General features: G+C 66.7%; 14 protein-coding genes and 1 riboswitch. Of the genes, 5 read left to right on the top strand and 9 right to left on the bottom strand.

The features are described from left to right. Positions 1-38: 38 nt before the first annotated feature. From ACOCMM_RS06670 to ACOCMM_RS06660, 3 genes are all read right to left on the bottom strand, one after another. Complete coding sequence (locus ACOCMM_RS06670) at positions 39-983, bottom strand: hypothetical protein (protein ID WP_419552402.1); 945 nt, start codon at positions 981-983, stop codon at positions 39-41. Beyond that, entirely contained in the window at positions 980-1,606 is a 627-nt protein-coding gene (coaE, locus tag ACOCMM_RS06665; protein ID WP_419552401.1) for a dephospho-CoA kinase, read from the bottom strand. The genes ACOCMM_RS06670 and coaE overlap by 4 nt, the downstream gene beginning before the upstream one ends. 77 nt (positions 1,607-1,683) lie before the next feature. Further along, positions 1,684-2,463: a TIGR03084 family metal-binding protein gene (locus ACOCMM_RS06660; protein ID WP_419552400.1), complete on the bottom strand. Its 780-nt coding sequence runs from the start codon at positions 2,461-2,463 to the stop codon at positions 1,684-1,686. A gap of 96 nt (positions 2,464-2,559) precedes the next feature. On the opposite strand from ACOCMM_RS06660, the gene ACOCMM_RS06655 reads away from it, so the two are divergent. After that, positions 2,560-4,653 (top strand): acetoacetate--CoA ligase, encoded by a 2,094-nt coding sequence (locus ACOCMM_RS06655; RefSeq protein ID WP_419552399.1) that lies wholly within the window; start codon positions 2,560-2,562, stop codon positions 4,651-4,653. A gap of 233 nt (positions 4,654-4,886) precedes the next feature. Here ACOCMM_RS06655 and ACOCMM_RS06650 read toward each other — a convergent pair whose 3' ends face one another. The 4 genes from ACOCMM_RS06650 to ACOCMM_RS06635 form a co-directional block, all read right to left on the bottom strand. Next, the gene (locus ACOCMM_RS06650) at positions 4,887-6,533 is read right to left on the bottom strand and encodes an ABC transporter permease (RefSeq protein WP_419552398.1); all 1,647 of its coding nucleotides are present in this window, start codon (positions 6,531-6,533) and stop codon (positions 4,887-4,889) included. A 29-nt stretch (positions 6,534-6,562) separates the two neighbouring features. Continuing rightward, complete coding sequence (locus tag ACOCMM_RS06645; RefSeq protein ID WP_419552397.1) at positions 6,563-7,699, bottom strand: thiamine ABC transporter substrate-binding protein; 1,137 nt, start codon at positions 7,697-7,699, stop codon at positions 6,563-6,565. After that, positions 7,687-7,795: riboswitch (TPP riboswitch) on the bottom strand. Its footprint overlaps the gene before it by 13 nt. 82 nt (positions 7,796-7,877) lie before the next feature. Next, complete coding sequence (locus ACOCMM_RS06640; protein ID WP_419552396.1) at positions 7,878-8,945, bottom strand: 6-phosphofructokinase; 1,068 nt, start codon at positions 8,943-8,945, stop codon at positions 7,878-7,880. 196 nt (positions 8,946-9,141) lie between these two features. After that, complete coding sequence (locus tag ACOCMM_RS06635; protein ID WP_419552395.1) at positions 9,142-10,344, bottom strand: CaiB/BaiF CoA transferase family protein; 1,203 nt, start codon at positions 10,342-10,344, stop codon at positions 9,142-9,144. 327 nt (positions 10,345-10,671) lie between these two features. Here ACOCMM_RS06635 and ACOCMM_RS06630 point away from each other — a divergent pair, with 327 nt between their 5' ends. After that, a complete protein-coding gene (locus tag ACOCMM_RS06630; protein ID WP_419552394.1) occupies positions 10,672-12,147 on the top strand; it encodes a DUF222 domain-containing protein in 1,476 nt (491 codons plus the stop codon). Positions 12,148-12,432: 285 nt separating this feature from the next. On the opposite strand, the gene ACOCMM_RS06625 is transcribed toward ACOCMM_RS06630, so the two are convergent. Both ACOCMM_RS06625 and ACOCMM_RS06620 read right to left on the bottom strand, forming a co-directional pair. After that, a complete protein-coding gene (locus ACOCMM_RS06625) occupies positions 12,433-14,658 on the bottom strand; it encodes a hypothetical protein (protein WP_419552393.1) in 2,226 nt (741 codons plus the stop codon). Positions 14,659-14,737: 79 nt separating this feature from the next. After that, a complete protein-coding gene (locus tag ACOCMM_RS06620) occupies positions 14,738-17,530 on the bottom strand; it encodes a choice-of-anchor R domain-containing protein (RefSeq protein ID WP_419552392.1) in 2,793 nt (930 codons plus the stop codon). Positions 17,531-17,641: 111 nt separating this feature from the next. Between ACOCMM_RS06620 and ACOCMM_RS06615 the strand changes: the two genes are divergently transcribed. The 3 genes from ACOCMM_RS06615 (at position 17,642) to ACOCMM_RS06605 (ending at position 23,030) form a co-directional block, all read left to right on the top strand. Then, entirely contained in the window at positions 17,642-21,307 is a 3,666-nt protein-coding gene (locus tag ACOCMM_RS06615) for a hypothetical protein (protein ID WP_419552391.1), read from the top strand. Positions 21,308-21,469: 162 nt separating this feature from the next. After that, entirely contained in the window at positions 21,470-22,120 is a 651-nt protein-coding gene (locus ACOCMM_RS06610; protein ID WP_419552390.1) for a type IV toxin-antitoxin system AbiEi family antitoxin domain-containing protein, read from the top strand. Then, positions 22,113-23,030 carry a nucleotidyl transferase AbiEii/AbiGii toxin family protein gene (locus ACOCMM_RS06605; protein ID WP_419552389.1) on the top strand — a complete coding sequence of 306 codons (918 nt, stop codon included), beginning with the start codon at positions 22,113-22,115 and terminating at the stop codon, positions 23,028-23,030. Before ACOCMM_RS06610 ends, ACOCMM_RS06605 begins: the two co-directional genes overlap by 8 nt. Positions 23,031-23,061: the final 31 nt, after the last annotated feature.

The following is a 23,061-nucleotide window of genomic DNA, read 5'->3' as shown; positions in this document are numbered from 1 at the left end:
TGGCCCGCACCGACCGGTCGGACGGTCTGCGGTTGGTCTCAGTCCAGGAATTCAGCAGTGGCAGTAGCGGTTTGCAGCAGGCGGTCCGACTCGCCGGCTGTCTCGAAGATCCGGGTGCGACTGGTCACCACATGTCCGGTTCGGGCCAATATCTCACCGTCGACGCGAAACGGTCCGCCACGAGCCGGCGCCAGGTAGTGCATGTCTGCGAACACGCAACGCGACGGGCGCTCTCCCCCGTCGCTGAGCCCAGCCAGATGTGTCGCCATGACCTCGGCAACCACGATCGAAGCCCCGCCTTGCAACGAGCCGAACGAGTTGCGGATGCGGTTGTGCATCGGCAGCTCGATGCGCGGCTCTCCGGGCACCGGCGAGATGCGCAAGTAGTCGTCCAGCGGCGGACGGGGGTTCACCTCGTGATCTTCCCGGTAGTGGACGGTGTTGTCTCGTGCCGTCGAATCCACCACCGGCGTGTCGTCGCGGCGGGGCAGTCGTGCGTACGTACACGTCGAGCGTGCGATTTCCGTTCCGGCCTCGTCGGTTACCGAGGTCTCGGTGACCACCTGGTTGCGTCCTATTCGCAGCGGCGAGCACCGGGCGGTCACCACCGAACCCTGTGCCCGTGCTGCAAGCACCGTTGACAGGTGCAGCGTGGCGGACCAGTCCGGAGACACCACGAGGACGGCGTGGTGTCCGGCCACCGAATCCACCAATGTGGCGACGGCACCGAGCCGCAGCCAGCCCCCCTCGGCCAGCGGACCGTCGGCCAGATCGTCCAAGATGGGCATCGTCGCGGTCAGCGAACCGTCGGACGTCATCTGGTGGCTGAGACGCAGATGTCGCAGGATGTGGTTCTGAGGCGGGTAGCGGACCGGCTGCTCGCTCCCTGGGTCGGCGGCCGAACCACCACCGTCATATGGCTGATCGCCGGGCTGACCAGTGCGGGCTGGCCGGCCCGAAGGTGACGCCGCTGCTGCGCTCATGCGGCACGCTCGTCAGCGAGATTGCGCAGAGCGTCCCACAGCTGCCTTGCCGCATCGGCCAATTCGTCGGTGCCGCCACCGTTACCAATCACGAAGTTCGACGCTTCGCGCCGTTGGTCATCGGTGGCTTGAGAGGCCAAGCGGGCCTTGGCGTCGTCGGCTGTCATGCCGCGGCCCGTAAGTCGTTGCAGTCGTACATCGGGCGGCGCTTCGACCGTCACCACCACTTCATAGGGAAACCGAGTGTCGCGGCCCAATGTGCTCTCCACCAACACCGCCATGTCAAGCACGACGACATCAGCTACGCCTTTTGCCGCAATCGTCTCGATCCGCTCGTCAAGGAGGTCGTTGATGGCGGGGTGGCTGATCTCGTTGAGAGCGGCGAGCTCCGAAGGATCGTTGAACACGATCGCTGCGAGCGCCGGCCGGTCGATGCCTCCATCAGGTCCGCGCAGGTGGTCGCCGAATCGCTCGACTACAGGTTCGACCGCCGATCCCCCTGGGGCGATGATCTCGCGGCCCAGGCCGTCCACGTCCACGACAGCGGCTCCGTGGAAGGAAAGCAATTCCGCGACGGTGCTCTTGCCCGCGCCGATCCCCCCAGTCAGCCCGACGATCAGCACAGCGACCCCCTGGGAGCGACGATCAGCACAGCGACCCCCTGGGAGCGACAATCAGCACAGCGACCCGGCGGCCGGGGCTAGGCCGTGCGGCGGTTCGCTGCGTCGGTCGGAGGACCGGCAAAGGCCTGCGCAATATCCATCCAGCCCACCGCTAGGGGACCTTGGATCTCAAGATCGGTCTCGGAGTGGTGGCGGCGCTGGGTGGCCACCAAGCAGAACTGACAGGCGTCGCCGCTCACCTTGTCGGCAGCGTCTTGCGGCCCCCAGGTCCACACAGCCCCACTCGGGGCATCAAGTTCTACACGTACCGGTCCGGCGGGCACCTCGAGACCGCGGTTCATGTAACTCCAGCCGCGGGTGCTGACCCCGATGTGGGCGACGTGTCGCAGCCGATCGGTGCGGGGCAGCTCCCGGCCGTGGGTGTCGGCGATGTCGTGCCCGTGCGACCACGTCTCCATGAGCCGAGCGGTGACAAACGACAGGGCGCCCATCGAGGGGCCGAACCACGGAATCCGGTCCTTGGGGTCCAGCGGCCGAACTGCCGCCACCATCTTGGCTCGCTCCGTGCACAGCCAGTCCCAGATCTGCGCACCGGACATGGAAGCAAAGTCGATTCCCGCTGCCGTGTGCAGGTCCATCTCGCCCCGTGCGGCGGCGGCCGTGAAGCCACCAAAGCCCTCGGGATCGACGACGGCGACTGTCGCCACCCAATCGGTCATGCCCAGATGCACCATCGTCTCGCGGCTGTCCCATCCCTCCGCTGGCGTGGGCAGGCGCCATTGCTTTTCGCTGATGTCGGTGACCACGTCGCCGAGCGCTTCGGTCTCAGCTTGAAGGTCGTCGCAGATCCCGTCCATGACGGTGGACCCTACCCGCGCCCCTCAGTGTGATTCTGGGGTGCCAGGGACCTGCGCCGGGGCGATGCGCAGCGGCAGATGAGTAACTTGCACTCGATGAGCGGCACAACCAACAGTGGCCACGGGCCGCGGTCCGACGAGGGCGTGCTGTGGCGGCCAGATACGCAGCGGCGTCGCTCAACGCAGCTCTGGCGCTTCGCTGCCGACGTCGGTCTTGGGCTCGACCAGCACACCTACCGGGAGCTGCACGAATGGTCGGTTCGACAACCTGGCGAGTTCTGGCGGGCGGTGTGGAACTTCAGCGACGGCATCGGCGAGCTGGGCCCAGAGTTCTTGAGCAGTGAAGTGTTCTTGAGCAGTGAAGCTGGCGGCGGCGCTCCGGAGCCCCGGCCGGGTCTCGAGTTCTTCACCGGATCGAACCTGAACATTGCCGAGAACTACTTGAGGCCGACTGCTTCGGGGGGGCCTGCTGCGGACGACACTGCTCTCGTGCTCATCGGCGAGGACGTCGTAGAGACAACGATGACGCACGGTGAACTCCGGGCGGAAGTGGCGGCCTGCCAGCGGGCGCTGGCCGCCGACGGCGTCGGCGTGGGCGACCGGGTGGCCACCATGCTTCCCAACGGCCCCGAGGCGGTCATCGTGTTCCTGGCGACAGCATCGTTGGGCGCCGTGTATTCGTCGGTCAGTCCCGACTTCGGCATCGACGGCGTGCTGGACCGCTTCGGTCAGATCGCCCCGGCCGTGCTGGTCGCTGTCGATGGCTACTACTACAACGGCATCCGGCATCGCACCACCGCCAAGGCAGCCGAAGTGGCCGCCAGCCTGGCGAGTGCCGGCGCGCCGCTTCGCCGGCTCGTGATCGCGCCGTACGACCGCTCCGCCGGTGTCGAGCGCGACGCCGCTGGAACTCATGCATCCACGGAGTGGTCGGCCTGGCTGGAGCCGCACACGTCGGCAACCGGCGACAACCTCACGTTCAGCCGGCTCGGATTCGACCAGCCGGTGTGCATCCTGTACTCGTCGGGAACCACCGGAAAGCCGAAGTGCATCGTCCATCGGGCCGGCGGCGCCCTGCTCAAGCTGTGGAGCGAGCAGCGCCTGCACTTCGATGTCCACCCCGGCGACCGGGTGATGTACTTCACGACCACGGGCTGGATGATGTGGAACTGGCTCGTAGCCGGGCTGGCCAGCAGGGCATCGCTCGTGCTGTACGACGGATCGCCGTTCCACCCGGGCCCGGCCCGGCTCTTCGATGTGGCAGACGACTGGGGCGTGACGCTGTTCGGCGTCAGCGCCAAGTTCATCGAGGGAGCCATAAAAGCGGGTCTGCGACCGGCGCAGACCCATGCGCTCGACACTGTGCGCGCCATTGCATCAACGGGCTCGCCGCTTGCGCCCGAGGGGTTCGACTGGGTGTACGAGCAGGTGAAAGCCGACGTTCATCTGGCGTCCTTCTCCGGAGGCACCGACATCTGCGGCGGCTTCGTGATCGGTGACCCCACGGGCCCGGTTCGCCGCGGCGAGATTCAGGTGCCGGCGCTCGGCCTGGAGGTCGACGTGGCTGACGCCGACGGCGCCTCGCTCAGTGCCGGGACGCAGGGCGAGCTGGTGTGCCGAAATGCATTTGTGTCCATGCCGCTGCACTTCTGGGACGACCCTGACGACATGCGCTACCGATCTGCGTACTTCGAGCGCTTCGCGGGTGTGTGGCATCACGGCGACTTTGCCGAGTGGACGCCGAGCGGCGGGATGATCATCAGCGGGCGATCGGACGCCACGCTGAATCCCGGCGGCGTGCGCATCGGCACCGCGGAGATCTACCGTCAGGTCGACCGGATCGACGAGGTGCTCGAGAGCGTGGTCATCGGTCAGCGGGTGACTGCCCCCGACGGATCGACGACCAGCACCGACACCAGGGTCGTGCTGTTTGTGAAGCTGCGCGAAGGGCTGACGCTCGACGATGAGCTCACCGGCAAGATCCGCTCCCAGATTCGCTCTGGAGCGTCGCCCCGGCACGTGCCGGCGGTGATCGCCCAAGTTCCCGCCATTCCCCGCACGCGGTCAGGAAAGCTGGTGGAGCTCGCCGTTCGGGATGTCATCGAAGGCCAACCCATTGCAAACATCGAGGCCATCGACGACCCTGATGCGCTAGCCCACTTCGCCAGCCATCCCGCTTTAGAGCCATAAGAGCCTCAGCGGATAGGCGGCGATGCCCGGCAGCCCCGACGGCCTGGACTTTGCGCAGAAATGCCGCCACAGACGGCAAAATTGCACAAAGAAGGCGTGACAGCAACTTTCCGAGACGTCAGCTATCCGCGCGGCCTCCAAGGGCAGGGACATGATCATGGGAACGCGGGACACTCCTTTGAAAGTCGGCGCCATGCCGAATCGATCGCGATGCCGCCGCGGCGCGCCGCTTGCTAGAACAGTGATTCGTCGGTGCGGCGAAGTCCTTCGATGACGAGCACCGAAGCGGCCGTTGCTGCCATGAGCACCACCGCGAGCGCCATCGCCTGACCGCGCAGGCTCTCCCCCGGCGTACCGAGCAGGCGGAACAGCGCCAGCGGTGCGGTCAGCGTGTCGGGTCGCCGCGGCAAGAACGCCGTCGCACCGAACTCACCGAGCGACACGGCGAATGCGAACGCCGCACCGACCGCAACCGCGCGTGACGCGATCGGCACGTCAACCTCTCGGCGCGTTCGCATCGGGGACGCGCCGAGCACCGAGGCCGCCTCCCGCAGCCGATTGTCGATTGATCGCAGCGTCGGCACCAACGTCCGGACGACGAAGGGCATCCCCACCAAGGCGTGCGCGACAGGAATGATCCACCACGCTGTACGGAACTCCAACGGCGGGGTGTCCAGCGCCAGCAGCATGCCGAGTCCCACCGTGACCGCCGACACCCCCAGCGGCAGCGTCAACCCGACATCGAACAGTCGCCGCAGCCACGTCGCGCCCCGTGCGACGGCCACAGCGCGGGCGCGGCCCCCAACGACGACGATCGACGCGAGTGCGCCCACGACTGAGGCGATCACCGTCGCCATCGCCGCGAATCCCAGCGAGTGCGCCAGGGCAGCGAGCGCGGTCGCCGGCAGCATCTGCACCCGTTCGGCGAGCGCCGTGAAGTTGGCAACTCCGTAGCCGTTGCCGGTCGCAAAGGCCCGCTCAACCAATGTGCCGATCGGCACGCCGAGCAGAAGCAACGCCACGACGCCATTGACGGCGATCACCCCGCGGCGACGGCGGGGTGCCGTGCGTCCAGGCGCCCGGCGGGCAACTGCTCGTCGCCGTTCGGCCATGCCCGCCAGCGTGACCAGTGCCGCCACAGCGACAAGCTGGCAGAGCGCCAGCGCCGATGCCGTAGCAAAGTCGAGCCGCGTGATGGCGTACCGGTAGATCTCTGTCTCGACCGTGGCGCGTGCCGGGCCGCCGAGGATCAGGATCACCCCGAACGAGGTGAATGAGAACAGGAACGTGACAGCCGCCGATGCCGCGACTGCGGGCCGCAGCAGCGGCCAGGTGACGTACCGGAAGGTACGCACCGGCGTGGCGCCGAGAACGGCCGCCGCGTCGGTGTTGCGGCCGTCCAGGCCAGCCCACCATGAGCCCACGGTCCGTACCACCACGGCGTAGTTGAAGAAGACGTGAGCGGCAAGGATCGCCCACACGGTGTGTCGCAGCGACAGCGTTCCTTCATCGAGACCGAACCGGTCGAAGGTTGCCTCGAAGGCGCCGGCCACGACCACCGTCGGCAGCACGAACGGCACGGTGATGACGGCTCGGACAATCCGCCGCGCCCTCGGCCGCAAGCGCGCCAGCGCTGCCGCGGCAGGAATCCCGACAGCAAGGGTGAGCACAGTCGAGGCGACGGCCTGCCAGACCGTGAACCACAGCACGCCGCGAATCGCCGAGCGCCCCAGCAGATCCCCGAGGCCACTGAGTCCGTCCGCGACAACGGTGAGGACCGGGTAGGCAAAGAACACCCCCACGAATGCGAGGGGTGCGGCAGCGGCGACTGTCCAACCGAGAGCCGGTGCTGCGGATCGCCGCCTCAGCGACCGGGCCACTGTCACATCTCTCTGAGAGGGCGGCGCGCTCAGCGCAAGACGATCTCCACCCAGCGCTCGGTCCACGCGTCGCGGTTTGCTTCGATCTCAGCCGGGTCGAGCATGAGCGGATCGTCGGGCACCGCCGTGTGCTCGACAAATTCGGGCGGGAGTGTCGCGCTCTCGATCACGGGGTACACGAACATGTTGAGCGGCACGTCGTTCTGCCAGGTCTCGCTCAGCATGAAGTCGACCAGCGCACGCGCCCCTGCCTCGTTGTCGGTCCCGGTGAGGATCCCGGCGAACTCGATCTGGCGGTAGCACGACTCGGTGATGACCCCAGTGGGTGCCACGTCTGTTGGCGGATCGGCGTAGATCACCTCCGCAGGCGGGCTGGAGGCGTACGACACGACCACCGACCGGTCACCGCCGCCGGCAGTGAACTCGCCGTAGTAGGCGTCCTGCCAGCCCGCCGTCACCGTCACGCCATTGGCACGCAGGTCCTCCCAGTACAGCTCCCAGCCGTCGCCGAACGCAGCGATGGTGGCAAGCAAGAAGGCGAAGCCGGGTGAGGACGTTTCGGGATGCTGCACCACGAACTGATCAGCGAATTCGGGGAATGTCAGATCATCAAGGCTCTCCGGCACCCGCGGCACAGCGTCCTTCCAGTAGTTGACGCACACGTCGCCGTAGTCCACGGGAGTGACCCGATGTCGCGGATCCAGCTGCAGGTCGACTGGCACGCCGGCGAGTGCCGGGGACTTGTAGCGGGCGAAGATGCCCGCGTCGAGGCCCCGCTGCAGGAAGGTGTTGTCGATACCGAAGAGGACATCGCCCAGCGGCGCATCCTTGGTGAGTATCGCCTGGGCCACGAGCGTGCCCGCATCGCCGACCTCAAGCAATTCCACCGTCACACCAGTCTGTGCGGTGAACTCCGCAAGCGTTCCCTCGGACAGGTTGAACGAGTCGTGGCTGATCAGCGTGACCGTCGTTCCAGCGATCGATGGCCCGTCGTCGGCCGGCTCCTCGGTGGCGGGTGCCCCAGCGTCTGACGGCGACTCGGTCTGGGGCGGGACAGGTGTGTTGGTCTCAGGTACATCGCCGTCGCCGCATGCGGCCACCATCAGCATCGCGGCGGCGACGGCGACAGCGAGGCGGAACGGCCTACGAAGCGGGTGGGTGGTCATGTGCTTCCTCCGCTGGCATTACCCAGATCAGGTTCTCGGGTCGGCGACGGCACAGCTGTCGCCCTCTCAGCCCCACGGGCTCCCCGGTTTGTGTTGTCGCCGTCACCCTACCGTGCGGCGCTGTTTGCTTCGCCGCCGCCGCGCCCAGATCGGCGCCGAAGCGAGCGATCCGCAGAGCTCAGAACCAGCGACGCGATTTGCTGTGCCGGGTCAGCACCGGCGCCGTCGAGATGAGATCCAGCATCTCGAGCTGATCTTGGCTGAGGTAGCGAGTGCGGCCGGCCACTTCAGCGAGCGGTTGCAGCGCGATCCCGACGGAGTGCACGCCCACCATGGCGCCCGACTGTCCTTCCATGAGGACCTCCACCGCACGTGCCCCGAGCCGGCTGCCGAGCAGCCGATCCGCCGGCGAGGGCGGCCCGCCTCGCTGGATGTACCCCAGCACGGTGGTGCGGGTGTCGAAGCCGGTGCGTTCGGCCAGCAGCTCGCCGACGAACTGGCCCATGCCGTCAAGGATGCGATTGCCCCACTCGTCGGTGCCCGTATCGGGGATCTCGACGCTGCCGTCAGCAATGGCGCCCTCGGCGACCACCACGATGGACGCATTGCGGTCGCGGTGGTGGCGCGCAACGAGACGTTCGGCGATCTCGTCGATGTTGAACGGTGCCTCGGGAACCAGGACCGCTGCGGCACCACCGGCGATGCCCGCCCCGGCCGCAATATGCCCAGTCTCACGTCCCATCACCTCGAGCACCATGATCCGGTTGTGCGACTCGGCTGTGGTGTGCAGCCGGTCGACGGCTTCGGTAGCGACACCCAGTGCCGTGTCGAACCCGATGCAGATGTCGGTGCCGAAGACGTCGTTGTCGATCGTCTTGGGCACAGCGACGACGGGAAACCCGGCTTCGGACAGCCGGCCGGCGGTGATCAGCGTGCCGTCCCCGCCGATCGTCACCAGTGCCTCGACGCCGTCGCGCTCGAGCTGTGCAATCAACGGCGCCGTGCCTTCGGATTCCAGCCGGCGGCTGCTGCGGGAGGTCCCGAGCATCGTGCCGCCCCGGGGCAGCGTGCCCCGCATCGCCTCGGAATCCAGTGTGATGCTGTCGCCGTCGAGCACGCCGTTCCAGCCCCGCCTGTACCCCACGACGCTGCGGTCCAGCTCGTGACCGGCCATGCGCACGACGGCCCGGATGGCCGCGTTCAACCCTGCGCAATCGCCTCCGCCGGTGAGCACCCCGATTTGCACGGGCTCACGCTACGCGGCCACGCGGACAGGCAAGGCCCTGGTTGCCGAACCTCCTGTTCCCCGCTCATGTTCCCAGTCCCTATTCGAGACGGGCTCACGGGCCGCTCGAGCCCCGGCTTCGCCGCCGATCGGCTCAGCCTCTCGGCCAGACGGCGCAACGGTTCGATCCCGGTCGCCTGGACACCTGAAGGGCGGCTCAGTCTGCGACCAGCACCCCGGCAGCTTCGAGCTCAGCGAGCCGGGCGTTGTCGAGTCCGAGCAGCCCGCCGATCGCCTCGCGGTTGTCAGCACCGCGGGCTGCGACATGGCCGTCGGTGCCGATGCCCGAGCCGAGCGCCGGGCGCGCGGGCACCGCGAAACCCGAGGTGGCCTCGGTGAAGAGTCCCCGATCTTCGGCCCAGTCGGTTGCTGCCAGCTCAGTGATCGAGCGCATCTCCGCCACGCTGAACGGTGTGCCGGCCTCGATCGCTCGCCGGAACTCCTCCACGTCCGAAAAGCCAGCAGCCCACTGGGTCATCTCGTCGTACAGCTCGTACCGGTTTGCCATGCGCGCCTCGGAAGTGGCGAAACGAGGATCAACAGCCAGCTCGGGTCGGCCCATCGCCTTGATCGCGTCGTTGAACCACGCTGCTGGGTTGCCGGCGATGGCCCATACCCGGCCGTCGGGCAGGACCAGGATCGGGCATTCGTGGGCAAGGCCTGCGTTGGGCTCCTCCCAGCCGCCCGCCAGCTCAACAGCGGACCACTCCTGGATGTACACCATCGCTTCCACCATGCACACATCGATGTGGCCCCCCCGGCCCGTGCGAGCCGCCTTGACCAGCATCGCGTTGACCGAGGCGGCAGCGGACATGGCCGTCACGATGTCGCCGACCACCAGCGGCGGGTTGGAAGGTCGGGCACCGGTCTTGCGGATTGAGTAGTCGATGTAGCCCGATTCCATGTGGCCGACGGGCGCATACGCACGCCGGTTGGCCCACGGGCCGGTCTGGCCGAAGCCGGTCACCGAGCAGTACACGAGTGTCGGATGCAGCGCACACATCTCGTCGGGTCCGAGCCCGAACTTCTCCATGACACCGGGGCGGTAGTTCTCTACGACGGCATCGCAGCGGCCGATGAGCTCTCGCACCAGCTCCGGGGCCCCGGCCGCACGCAGGTCGATTGAGCAGAAGCGCTTGCCGGCGTTCTGCTGCGAGAAGTACGGATTGACGTCGCCCGGCGCACGCGGCGGGAAGGTCCGGCTCAGGTCGCCGTCCGTCGGCTCGATCTTGATGACCTCGGCCCCCATGTCCGCCATCATCCGCGTGGCGAGCGGCCCCGCCACGACACGGGTGAAATCCAGCACCCGGATGCCCTCGAGGGGCCGCTGATCTGCGCCGTTCGCAACTGACTCCGCCATAGCGCTGCGAATTCTCTCACGGCAGGCCAAGCGGCTTCAGCGCAACACCCACCAGCCGTATCATCAACTTCGGCAGATACCCGAACGTGCGCAGGAACTAACGCGCCGCCTCGACAGCGGCCTTCAAGATCCACTCATAGGCAGGCTGAGCACGCACGCCCAGAGGTGCCTCGCCGGGAAGACCTCGGCGGTCGAGCGTCAGCAAGGATGTCTCGGCGGCGGGCGTGTGTGGGATCGAGGTTTTCTGAAAAGGGCTGTCATATATTTGTAATAATCGGAATGGGCTGAGAACGTGTGTTTGTGACACCGGCCCAGTAAAGTGAACATATGTTCTCTCATGTGGAGCAGGCGCTCGAGCACCTCACCGCGGCACTCGACGAGGTCGCAGCGGCGCCCAGCGATCAGCTGCGCCGCACCCTGGGGCTGTCCAAGCAGCTGCGCAGCCGCGTCGAGTTGCTCGAGACCACAGCCGCCGCTGTGGTCGCCCGGCGAGAGGACCACGGCGACGGCGGCGCGGGGCTGCTGCGCGAGCACAGCGGCCTCTCGCGCTCGGACGCTGCGCGCAATGCGCGCACCGGCGCAGAACTGGCCGCGATCCCCGACGCGGATGTGGGGGTGGCCGAGGGACAGATCTCCTTGGCAAACGCTGCCAGGCTCGCGCAGGCTGCACGCAACACCAGTCCTGACGCTGTGCAGGACGATGGGGAGCTGATCGGGCTCGCCAAGGCGCTGCCCGCGGACGAGTTCGCACAAGCCGCCCGCCGCTGGGAAGCCCAGAACCGAGACGCTGCGGACCTCGCCGCACAGCATCGCCGCAACCGCCGCAACCGACATGTGCGCTTTTGGAACGGCGACGACGGGTCGGTGCAGATGCGCGGCAGCTTCGACGCCGAGACCGGCGCCCGCATCCAGCAACGGCTGCGCCGTCAAGCCGAACAACTCCGTCAAGCCGACCGCCGACGCCAAGCCCAACCGCAGGCCCCCGCCAATCCCGACGCCCACAACCGCAACGACGGCGACGGTGCTGGCGGCGCTGCTGCTGCGCGCACCACAGACCAGCGCACGACAGACCAGCGCACCACAGACCAGCGCACCACAGACCAGCGCATGGCCGACGCACTCGACACGCTCCTCGCCGCCGGCGCCGCACCCGCAGCCCCAGCCGCGGCACCGACTGCACACATCGCACCGACTGCACACATCGCACCGACTGCACACATCGCACCGACTGCACACATCGCACCCAAAGCAGCGTCCGCGGAGATCATCGTGCGCGCCGATCTCGCAGCCCTCGCAGAAGAGTCCCGCGGTTTCGCGGAGATCTGCGGCACCGGCCCGATCCCGCCCAGCACCCTCGCCCGGCTCGCGTGCAACTCCGACGTGTGGGTCGAGATCTTCGGCGACAAGCTCACCCCGCTGTATGAGACCGTCGCCCGCCGAGCGCCCACCGCCGCGCAGCGCCGCGCTCTGGTCGCACGCGATGGGGCCTGCATCGGCTGCGGGGCGCCGCCAGGCGACTGCGAAGCCCACCATGTCATCCCCTGGAAATGCGGCGGCAAGACCCGCGTCGACAATCTCGTGCTGGTGTGCTGGTCCTGTCACGACCGCATCCACGACCACAACTGGCGAGTCTTCGTCCGTGACGGCCGTTTTCGGCTCATCCCTCCAGGCCCAGCAGACCCCCCGAACCCCGCCCCCTCACGCAAACCCAGACACCGCATCCCACAATCGACACCACCCGCCCCCACCCCACAACAGCCACCGCCGGCTACCAGACGACACGAAGCACAACCAGCAGCCTGAACACCGGTGACACTGGCACCGCCGGCCACGAGGCCACACGAAGCACAACCAGCACGGCCGACACCCTCACCCCGACTTTCCGACCACCCTCCGAGGTCACAGCGCTGAGAAACGATCGCTACGAGGGCAGCTTGGCCGAGCGATGAAGGCCCGACGCACAATACGGCTGTCTTGAACGGTCAGCGTCGCAACGGCCAGCGTAGACATCAGGGCAGTATCGCGAACTCGCGAACTTGCCGAGGTTCTTCGCAGGAGATTCTTGCTCTGTCCGCGCTTGGGCGCGCTCTACGGCAACCACCCGAGACTGCGTCGGGCATCAGCCACGACGGCGGTTGCCGACAGGGCTGAGCCGCTGATGGTGAACTCGAGGCGGTTGGACAGTTTGCGGTCGTCGTCGGCGCAGATGGCGCCGGTGTCGTCGCAGGCGTCTGGGACGGGCAATACGACGGTCACGTCGGCGGCGGAGCGGGGCTGGATCACAATCCGCCAGTGCGTGTTGTGGGGCCTGTCGAGGCGCCTGGCTTGCTTGACGGTTCCCCCGGTCACGCTGAACGCCTTGTCCCGCAGGGTCTTGTAGCTCACGCCGAAGTTCTCGCTGAACTTCAGCTCGAACGAGAAACGGCTCAGCCCGTCGTGAGCCGTGGGGACGTTCTGGGTCCACGCGGTGAGCGGTGCTGGTGCCACTTCGTCGGTGGCAGCGCTGGTGAGCGTCTCGGCGTTGGCGGCATCGTCGGTGAAGCTCACCGTGACCTTGACGGTGCTGCCCTGGTCCGCGTCCACCAGCGTGTAGGTGCTGGCGGTGGCTGCGTCGATGTCGGTGTCCGCGGTGCCGTCGTTGCGGACCCACTGATAGGAAAACACAGCACCCCTCAGCCCGTCGGCGTCGTCAATCCCCGACGTGTCCGCCGTGAGGGTCTGTTCCACCTGGGGAATTCCAGTGATGGCGGGCGCTCCGGTAGGCGAGCTGTTCTCAGCCGCGGTCTCAGATTCGGTCTCGGTCTCAGACTCAGACTCAGACTCGGTGTCGGTGTCGGTCTCGGTTTCGGTCTCAGACTCAGACTCGGTGTCGGTCTCTGATTCGGTCTCGGTCTCGGTCTCAGGGTCGGTGGTCTGTTCTGAGACTGTTCCGGTGACTTTGATCTTGAAGCTGGCCGTCTCGTCGTAGGCGGTCCAGGTGCGGGTGTCGGCGGTGGTGGTGAGGTAGTGGGAGTTGTCGGCTATCGACCAGCCGTCCGCGCCGCCGGGGTCCTCTGCTGTGGCCGCGGACTCGTCGGTGGGATAGGTCTGGGGGATGAGCGCGAACGCGTCGGTCCCGCTGGGGCTGACCCACTCGACGACCACGAAATAGGTGGTCCCCGCCGCCAGCTGCGCACAGGCGCCCTCGCCCGTCGCCGCGTCGAACACGACCACGCCCGGCGCGGAGAAGCTCGACGGGCCGGCCAGGGTGCACAGCGCGTCGCCGGGCCCGCTATCGCTGGCGGCGCTGTTGATCGTCACTCGCAGGTTGTCCCCCGCGGTCGAGGCGTCGAAGAGGTGCGACACCTGGACACTGACCGAGCCGAGCGTGTAGCCGCCGGCCCTCGGGCCCGTGGTGAACGCCTGGGCGAACCCCGAACGGGCCGTGTTGAGGGTGCGCTGAATGCCGCCGGCGCCGGCGACGCCGACGTTCAGGTTGGCGACCAGGAACTGCGGCCTCTCGCGCACCTCGGCGGTCGCGGCGCTGGTCAGCGTCTCGCTGTTTGCTTTGTCGTCGACGAAGGACACCCTCACCGCAATGGTCTTGCCCAAGTCGTCGTCGCCGAGCTCGTAGGTCGACTCGGTCGCGTCCGCGATGTCGGCATCGCCGCGCATCCATCGGTAGGCGAAAAAGACGTTGGACAGCCCGTCGGCGTCGTCGATGCCCGAGGTGTCCGCCGTCAGCGTCTCGCCCACCTGCGCAGCGCCGCTGACGGCGGGCTCGCCGGTGGCCTCGGAGTTGGCCTCCCCCACGTTGGCCCCCAAGACGGCTACGTCGGCGGTGCGCACGATGCGCACCCGGATCACCTGCCCGTCCTCCCAGCCGACATCCACGCCGGACCACCTAAAACTGCTCGCACCCGAACTGCCCGCAGCAAACTCCAGGGAGAGGTCGCCCACGACCAGCGTGTAGTCCGCGGCGTCGGGAACGCCGTCCGCGAACGCCAGACGCAGATCACGCTCCGGCAGATGCGACCACAGCGACCTGATCTGAAGGCTGCCGCTGCCGCCCACATTGGAAAACAGATCCGCAGACGCCGCGCCGATCGACACGCTGGTGTACTCGGTCACCGACATGTCCGCCGACCACAACGGCACCACAGACTCCTGCGCGTCCGCCGACGCCGGCACCGCCCACACCGCCCCAGCCGTCAACACGACCGCCAAAAGGGCCGCCGCGACGGCCTGCCGCATCGGAACCCGACCCGGCGGATCAGCGGGACCTGCGTTGCTCAGGGCCGGCCCGGCCGTGTCGCTGCGGTGTGCTGGTGTCATGTGCGGTCATCCTGTGGGGAAAGGGCTGCTCGGGGAATTCGGGAAGCCGGCGGCGTGGCATCGCTCACGGGCTGGGTCACTACCGCACGACGGTGAACACCGGCGAGATCCCATAGATCGGCCGGAACTCACCGATGTTGTCGGTCAAACTGTCATCGACAAGCACAGCGCCGACAGGAGCAAAGTTGTTTTTCTCTTTGCGCGTGTACTCGGGATCTGGCGCGTGGACGTCGCTCGGATCCCTCACCAGCTCGTAGCCCCTCGGCGAACCCGCCGCGACCTGCTTCATGCTGTTCGAATTACCCATGGTGAACATCGGGTTGGCGGACCCGGCAGAGTCGCACCCGGTCCACACCATCGCATGCTTCTCGAACAAAGCAGAGTTCCCGGTCACATACGCGCCGTACTCGGTGTTCTCCCACGTGTCGCTGTAGAACCCGGAGTACGAGTCCGCGATCAGCGTCGGATGTTCGTCGTCCCAGCCGCCGTCCAGCCAATGGACCGGCACCCCGATGCCGTCCATGTCGGTGTTGGCCGTCGCGTCCACCGAAGCGGTGCACACCACCGCCGCGAACCGTTCGGAGACCCGCCGGATGACCGCATCGGTATAGGGCACGTCGACTTCTTCGCCCCGCACATGGGTCCCCGCAGCCTCCCGGCGGACAAGCTCGTTGTACACCCCGATGTCATCCGACACCGCATCGGTCGCGTTGTGAGAGACGAACACCAGCCTGAACTGACCTCCCACACCGACGCCCGCGGGAATGTGCCGCCAGCTCAAGGGCACCCTCACACCATCGGGAACGAACGGGGCATCTTCGTTGACCTCGGTGTACACCGCGAGCGACAGCGAATTGCCGCCCGAGTTCGCGTCCAGGCTGGAAAGGCCCGTACCTCGATACAGAACATCCGCAATGGCGGCGTCCGTTGCCACGCCGGCGTCCTCGCTGCTGCTGGTGGTGCGCTCCAACCGGTGCGCGGTACCGCTCACATGGCGCCACACCATCACATAATCAGTGCCCGGCGCCAGATGCATTCCCGGCGGCGCCTCAAAAAAGCTGTGGCCCGCCGCGAACTCGCTGGGGCTGAGAAGGTCGAACAGCTTCTCGCCCGGCCGCCCGCCCACATCGGCGTGCACCGACACCGCCACCGACCTCGGACTGTCAGGAAACTCGCTATTCGAGCCCTCGATTTCGACACCGATGCCCTGAAGCCGATAACCCAACCCGTCCGAACCCGTCGTGAAACCCTGCGACAGCACAGGGTTGGCGGAGTCCGCAGAGGCATAGCTGTTGTTGCTCTGGCCCAGGTTCTGCACCATCGCGTCCAGCGCCTCGCCGAACACGGCCATGTACGGTGCATCAACTTTTATGTCGATAGTGTTCGCGTTAGCGGTGTCAATGGTCACCCCTTCCGCCTTCGGCTCGTCTCTCATAGCGGACTGGGTGCCGTGTATGCGGCCCACGGTGATGCCCCCCGCTCGGGTGACACTCATTAGGTCCCAGTAGAAGTTGTAGACGTCGCTTCCCGACACGGTTGCGCCTTGGGGGGCGGTCCATTCGTTGATGCCGCTTATCTGGCGGGTGTTGACCAGGCTGAACAGGCTGGTGGATTCGTCGCGTAGCTGCCACGGGTTGGTAAAGATCCCCCCGCGTGCGGTGTTGTCCGCGGCGAAGGTCAGACCGCGTATGAGGTAGCGGTCCGCGGCCCCCACAGTGATCTCGAATTTGCCCTCGTCGCCTTGCGACACGATCTCCTGGATGGTGTCGTCCATGGACTCGGGCGGATCCACGGTCAGGTCGGGGTCGGGATTGGGGATTTGGGCGTAGGTCGAGACCAGGATGCCGCTGTTGCGCTGCGAGCCCATAATGGCCAGGCGCAGCACGTTGGTGGCCCCGCTCACGCTGTTGTCCAACGTCGCCCTCGCCTCGCCGCCGGCGTCCTCATCGTCAGAATCCGTCCTTTTGATCGACAGCGACGCCCCGAAGTCCGACAAGACGATGAGGTAGCGGACGTTCTTCCCTTGGTATGCGAACGCGCCCGGCGGGGCCGTGAACTTGTTCAGGCCGGCCTTGAACGAGGGCGGGTTCTCAAAATCGAACAGCTTGGTCTCCGCGCTTGTGTGGCCCACCCCAGGAGGGCGGGCCATCCACAGCGACACGGTCAGGCTCGACGGCGCCGCAGCCAGATCGATCGACACGCTCGAGATCTCATAGCCCTGGCCATGAGTGCCCAGCTCGAAGCCCATCTGGTACTCCCCGGTGATCGTCGCGGTGGTCGAGCTCGCCTGGCCGGTGTTGGCGACCAGCGTCGAGGTCAGCCGCGGCGCCGGTGCGGGAACCGGGCCGAACGGCAGGCTGGTCACTGTCTCTGAGTTGCCCAAGCTGTCGGTGAACGACACCTCCACCTTCAACAGCTTGCCGATGTCATCCTCGACGCGCCGGTATCGGCCCGACTCGATCACTATGTCCGCAGGAGTTGCGCCCTCTGTTTCGCCGGTGAGGACCAGTTGGCCGTGGAACTGCCGGTAGTGGGTCGAGGCGGGGTCGGGCGAGTCGAGGCCCACCGCGGTCTCGGTGCTGCCGTCGACGCGGATCCACCGGTAGGAGAAGTCGTGCTGGACGCCCGTCGCGGCCTCGGAACCCACATTGGGGATCCCGTCGGCGTCGGCGATGGCCGAGACGTCCACCGCGAACACGCCGGGGTCCTCAGCCGAGACCAGCACCACCGGCCGGCCGGTGGCGGCATTGTTCGCCACTTGGGCGTGAGCGGGATTGGGGCCGTCAGCGAGCCACAGGGTGCTCGCCAGCGTGGCCGCCCCCAGCCCGACGAGCAGCAGCCGACGCGGCGTACGACGCCGGGCGACGGTCATGACCTACCTCCCGCGAGCAGAGGACCAGAGTCCGGGGGGGGGGGGGTAGATCGTGCGCTGTGCATAATAGGAAGGTGACGATACCGCATGATTCAATGAAACACCACCATCATGAGTAGCCGAAGCAGGGCGCTGAGGTTGTCGCTGGTCGCAGCGTCTCCCGGCGGCGGGTACGAGGCAGCCGCGTTGCGTGGCGGACCGCGAGCGCTGGGGCGAGCAGCGCTGGTCCTGCTCCTGGTTCTGGTGGGCCTGCCGTTCTACCTGCTGGTCAGCCCGGTCTCGGCCCTGTCGCGTGACGCAGGCAGCGATGTCTCACTTGCCGCCGCCAACGACTACCCCACCGGCCTGTGGTCGGACGGGAACACCATGTGGGTGGCGGACTTCGAAGACGGGAGACTGTACGCCTACAACATGTCGGACGGCAGCCGGGACTCCGACAAAGACTTGGCGCTCGACTCCGAGAACGGCCTTCCGGTCGGCATTTGGTCGGACGGGACCACCATGTGGGTGTCGGACTTTCAGGACGGCAAGCTGTACGCCTACAACATGTCGACCACAGCCAGGGACCCCGGCAAGGACTTCGACAAGCTGCGCGCTGCCGGCAACTACTTCCCCGAGGGCATCTGGTCCGACGGGGTCACCATGTGGGTGGTCGACGTCGGCGCTAACAAGGCGTACGCCTACAACCTCTCGGACAAGACCAGCAACCTTGACGAGGGCTTCGAGCTGGGTGCGGGCCACACCTCTGCCATGGGCATCTGGTCGGACGGGACCACCATGTGGGTGTCGGACTGGCGTGACGCCAAGGCATACGCCTACAGCATGGCGACCAAAGCCCGCGACGCCGGCAAGGACTTCCCGCTGGACGCCGACAACAGCCATCCCGAGGGCATCTGGTCCGACGGGACCACCATGTGGGTCGCGGACCGCGAAGACGACAAGGCGGAGGGCGGCAAGCTGTACGCCTACGCGCTGCCAACCGACGTGATCGTGTCTCCGGTGTCGCTGGCGTTGGCCGAGGGCGGTTCGGGCACCTACACAATGGCGCTCAACGCAGCGCCCACGGCGGACGTGACCGTCGAGGTCACCGGCGGCGGCGACGTGAGCGTCAACCCCACCAGCGTCACGTTCGGCCCGTCGAATTGGAGCACGGCGCGGACAGTGACGGTGAGCGCTGCCGACGACGACGACGCTGTGAACGACACCCTCACGCTGGAGCACAGCGTCAGCACCGCCGACAGCAACTTCTCGGGCATCAGCGTTGCCGGCGTGGCGGTCGCCGTGACCGACGACGAGCGTGCGGGGGTGACCGTTTCGGTGGCCGCACTGACGCTCGAGGAGGGCGGTTCGGGCGACTACACGATGGTGCTCGACGCGGCGCCCACGGCGGAGGTGACCGTCGACATCACTGCGGGCGGCGATGTCAGCGTCAGCCCAACGAGCCTCACGTTCGACTCCTCCAATTGGAGCTCGGCGCAGACCGTGACGGTGAGCGCGGCCCACGACGACGACGAGATCCACGACTTCGAGACCGTCAGCCACAGCATCGGCAGCGGGAGCGCCCCAGAATTTGCCGCCCTCACCGATCTGGCGGGTGTGGAGGTCTCGGTCGGCGACGACGACACTCGGGTGACGAGCTTCGAGCTGGCCGCCGCGAATCGTCACGCTGCCGGCATCTGGTCCGACGGAACCACCATATGGGTGACCGACGACATTGACCGCATGCTGTACGCCTACAGCATGGCGACCATGGCGAGGGACACCGCCAAGGACTTCACCTCGCTCGACGCCCGGAACGTTCTTGCCTCCAGCATCTGGTCCGACGGGACCACCATGTGGGTGGCCGAGCGCAGTGTCGCCAAGCTGTACGCGTACCGGATGTCCGACGGCGGGCGCGACGCCGCCAAGGACTTCGACACGCTCCTGGACGCCGGCAACAGATCTCCGCGGGGCATCTGGTCGAACGGGACCACCATGTGGGTGTCCGACACCTCCGACGAAAAGCTGTACGCCTACAACATGTCGACCACGGCGAGAGACACCGCCAAGGACTTCGACACGCTCCTGGACGCCGGCAACAGATCTCCGCGGGGCATCTGGTCGAACGGGACCACCATGTGGGTGTCCGACACCTCCGACGAAAAGCTGTACGCCTACAACATGTCGACCACGGCGAGAGACACCGCCAAGGACTTCGACACGCTCGACGCCGCCAACACCGCTCCGCGGGGCATCTGGTCCGACGGGACCACCATGTGGGTTGTCGACTCGTCCAGCGACAAGCTGTACACCTACGAGATGCCCGCCGGGGTGTCTGCGGCGTTGCGCACACCGTCGAGGCTGGTGGCCAACACCGACCAGACGCCCGGCCGCATGGTGGGCATCCATTCGTCCAATCCCAAGATCGGGCAGGGATTCACGACCGGCGCGTGGGCCAAGGGGTACGCCCTGACATCGGTCGCGGTCCGCTTCGACGTCATCGGTGCTGATGCGGCCCTCACGACCGAGATGTCCGCGACCGTCAACGAACCCGACGAGACCGACGAATCCAAGCCCGGCCATGCGCTGTGCAAGCTGGTCGGTCCGCCGAGCTACGCGCGCGAAAGCTTGAACACCTACACGGCACCGGCGAGCGGGTGCCAGCTCAGCGCGAACACCGCCTATTTCGTCGTGCTGGAATACGAGTACGAGGATGTGGAGGGCGCCGCGAGCCTGGTGGGCTTGGGCAGCACTGTCGCCGCCGCCGAGTCCTCCGGCGGCGCCGCGGGCTGGTCCATCGCCGACTATCACAACTACTGGACCCACGACATGTGGCGAACCGAGGCGGAGCGGATCGTGAGGATCGAGCTCGTCGGCTACCCGGGCAAGAAACCCGCAGCCACCGACATCGGCGCCACCGAACTCACGGAGGAGACGGCTGTCGACGAACCGTTCTGGTCAGCAACGCTGACCGTGGGAGGCATCGAGTCCGCTGCGGGATTCGATCTCTTCACGGGATTGGGCAGCCTCTCCGCCCGCAGCTTCTGGATCGATGGTCGGATCTTCGGAAATATCGTCGGCTCGATCTACGTATACGAGGACAACTACCTGTACTTCGTCGTGAACAATCCGAAGCCGCCGGAATTCACGCTGAGTATCGACGGATTCCACTTCTCTTCGCGAGATGCCGAGGTCACCGAGACTGACGTGCTGAACAGGTACAGGTGGGCCGCGGGCGAGTTGACCCTGTCGGTCGGAGACGAGGTGAACGTCAGCCTCGTCCTGTCCGATCCGACCGACGTCGAGCCGCAACCTGTGGCCGCGCGTTCTTCTCAGGCGACCGACAGTCCGGGCACGGGAAAGCCCCCGATCAGCGGGACGCCGCAGGAGGACGAGTCAACGACGGCGGACACGCCCAAGATCGCCGACGAGGCCTTGAATCCGGCCAACACTGCGACTGAGACACCGCTGACCGTCAGTCTGGAAGACGCCGCGTCGACTCACGATGGCTCGACAGAGTTCACCTTCGACTTGCGGTTCAGCGAGAATCTCCGCCTGAGCTATGTCACCCTGCGGGACCGCGCCTTCGTGGTGACCGACGGCGACGTCTTGAGGGCGCAACGGATTGACAGGCCGAGCAACATCGGTTGGCGAATCACGGTACGACCGGACGGCAACGGTGATGTGTCCGTTGTCCTTCCTGTCACGACTGACTGTGGAGCGCGTGGGGCCATCTGCACCCAAGACGGCACGAAGCTCTCGAGCCGGCTCGAATTGACCGTTCGCGGCCCGGGCTGACCCCGGCTTCGTTGCTCTCGGCGGTCGTGACGACGAACAACCGGGTCGTGCTGGTCGCGTGGGCTTGGCGGCCGAAGCGTCGGAATACTGAGAAACTTGCGCCTATTGCAAGGTTTTCAGTATATCACTATGATATGTGTGTAGAGAATCGGGACGGAGTGCATGAGAGGCGGGTTCGACATGGCTGGGAGCGTCGTTCGGCGACTGGGGGATGTCCCCGCAGCTCAGCATGGCTGTTTCACGCGCGCGCAAGCCTCGGCGGCTGGGATACCGGACTTTGATCTGACGAGGTCTGTAGGACGCGGCCTGATCGAACGCGTGGGGCACGGCGTGTACAGGGTCGCCGGCGCCGGCGACGACCCCCTGGCGGAACTGCGCATCGCGTCGCTCCGTCTCGACCCGGAGCGAACACCGCGCCAGCGGGCTGCCGATCCCAAGGTCTGGGTTGCCCTTCAGTCAGCTGCGAGAGTCCACGGTTTCGGGGTATTCGCCGGCGGGCCGCACACGTTCGTGTCGCGCAGCCGCATTCAACCTGGTCACGGCACCAGCGTCCGCCTCCGATCGCGAGGTCTCGAGCGCGGCGACTGGGGGCTCAAGGACGGATTTGCGGTGACGTCGGTGGGCCGGACCACGGCCGACCTCATGAGCGACCATGTCGACGGCGGACACATCGGCCGGTTCGTCAGCGACGCGCTCGACGCAGGCGCCATCACCATGGGCCAACTGTGCGAGCGGCTCAGCGCAGACCCCGACGAGATCGAGTCCCTCATCATGCAGAGCGGTCACCACGCGAGCGTCGGCATCGATGACTGACGCCGAAGGCGACGTAGGCGAGCAATCGGTTCCCTATCGCACGCCCGAAGCGTTCCGCCGAGCGCTCAAGGAGCGGATCGCGAAGGCCGCAAGATCCGACTCCCTCTACACCTCAGAGATTCGTCGCCAATTCGCCTACAGCCGATTCCTCTACCGGGTGTTCGCCTCAGCGGATTCCGGATGGGTGCTCAAGGGTGCCACAGGGCTACTGGCTCGCATACCCAGCCGCGCCCGCCACAGCCTCGACATCGACCTGATGCGCCGCGACGACATGAGCGAAGCCATCAAGCTGCTGCAGACCCTCGGGCACCAACACGCTGACACAGACTTCTTCACATTCGACGTGCAACCGGAACGACAGCCCGCACTCGACGCTCCCAACGCGGCACTGTCCGCGACGGCATACCTCGGAGAACGCCAGTTCGAGAGTTTCAAGATCGATCTCGTTGTCGAATCGAACATGACCGCAGAGCCCGAATATGTCAGCCCGATGAATCCAGTCGAGATCGCAGGACTGCGATCAGTTCCATATCTGGTGTACCCGCTCGTCGACCACATCGCCGACAAGCACGCCGCCATGCTCGACGACTACCGCGGACGGCCCAGCACCCGGTACCGCGACCTCGTTGACCTCGCCATCATCGCCGGCACCGAATCGGTCAATGCAGCCGCACTCAGCACCGCTCTGCACAGCGAATACGCGCATCGCCGAATTCAGACGCCTACCGTCGTCACGCTGCCGTCAAACACATGGATTCCGGGGTACGCACAAGCAGCCAAAGATGTCGCGAACCTGCCCCAACGCACCGCTGATGAAGCGCTGGAACTCGTGGGCAAGCTACTCAATCCCATTCTCGCGGGCCGCAAAACAGGGACATGGAACCCGGACGGGGCCGGCTGGGAGGACTAACCCGAACCGCCAGCTTCGCGTCGAGCGAGCG

The sequence above is a fragment of the Candidatus Poriferisodalis sp. genome (genome assembly GCF_965198245.1).
Classification (GTDB): domain Bacteria; phylum Actinomycetota; class Acidimicrobiia; order Acidimicrobiales; family Poriferisodalaceae; genus Poriferisodalis.
Note: the sequence above shows the minus strand (reverse complement) of the source record. Positions and strands in the feature narration are given on the sequence as shown.

Excerpts from the sequence above, each read along its gene's own strand:
- ACOCMM_RS06670 (WP_419552402.1), bottom strand. The coding sequence starts at position 983 with ATGAGCGCAGCAGCGGCGTCACCTTCGGGCCGGCCAGCCCGCACTGGT.
- ACOCMM_RS06660 (WP_419552400.1), bottom strand. The coding sequence starts at position 2,463 with ATGGACGGGATCTGCGACGACCTTCAAGCTGAGACCGAAGCGCTCGGC.
- ACOCMM_RS06655 (WP_419552399.1), top strand. The coding sequence starts at position 2,560 with ATGAGCGGCACAACCAACAGTGGCCACGGGCCGCGGTCCGACGAGGGC.
- ACOCMM_RS06645 (WP_419552397.1), bottom strand. The coding sequence starts at position 7,699 with ATGACCACCCACCCGCTTCGTAGGCCGTTCCGCCTCGCTGTCGCCGTC.
- ACOCMM_RS06635 (WP_419552395.1), bottom strand. The coding sequence starts at position 10,344 with ATGGCGGAGTCAGTTGCGAACGGCGCAGATCAGCGGCCCCTCGAGGGC.
- ACOCMM_RS06630 (WP_419552394.1), top strand. The coding sequence starts at position 10,672 with ATGTTCTCTCATGTGGAGCAGGCGCTCGAGCACCTCACCGCGGCACTC.
- ACOCMM_RS06625 (WP_419552393.1), bottom strand. The coding sequence starts at position 14,658 with ATGACACCAGCACACCGCAGCGACACGGCCGGGCCGGCCCTGAGCAAC.
- ACOCMM_RS06620 (WP_419552392.1), bottom strand. The coding sequence starts at position 17,530 with ATGACCGTCGCCCGGCGTCGTACGCCGCGTCGGCTGCTGCTCGTCGGG.
- ACOCMM_RS06615 (WP_419552391.1), top strand. The coding sequence starts at position 17,642 with ATGAGTAGCCGAAGCAGGGCGCTGAGGTTGTCGCTGGTCGCAGCGTCT.
- ACOCMM_RS06610 (WP_419552390.1), top strand. The coding sequence starts at position 21,470 with ATGAGAGGCGGGTTCGACATGGCTGGGAGCGTCGTTCGGCGACTGGGG.
- ACOCMM_RS06605 (WP_419552389.1), top strand. The coding sequence starts at position 22,113 with ATGACTGACGCCGAAGGCGACGTAGGCGAGCAATCGGTTCCCTATCGC.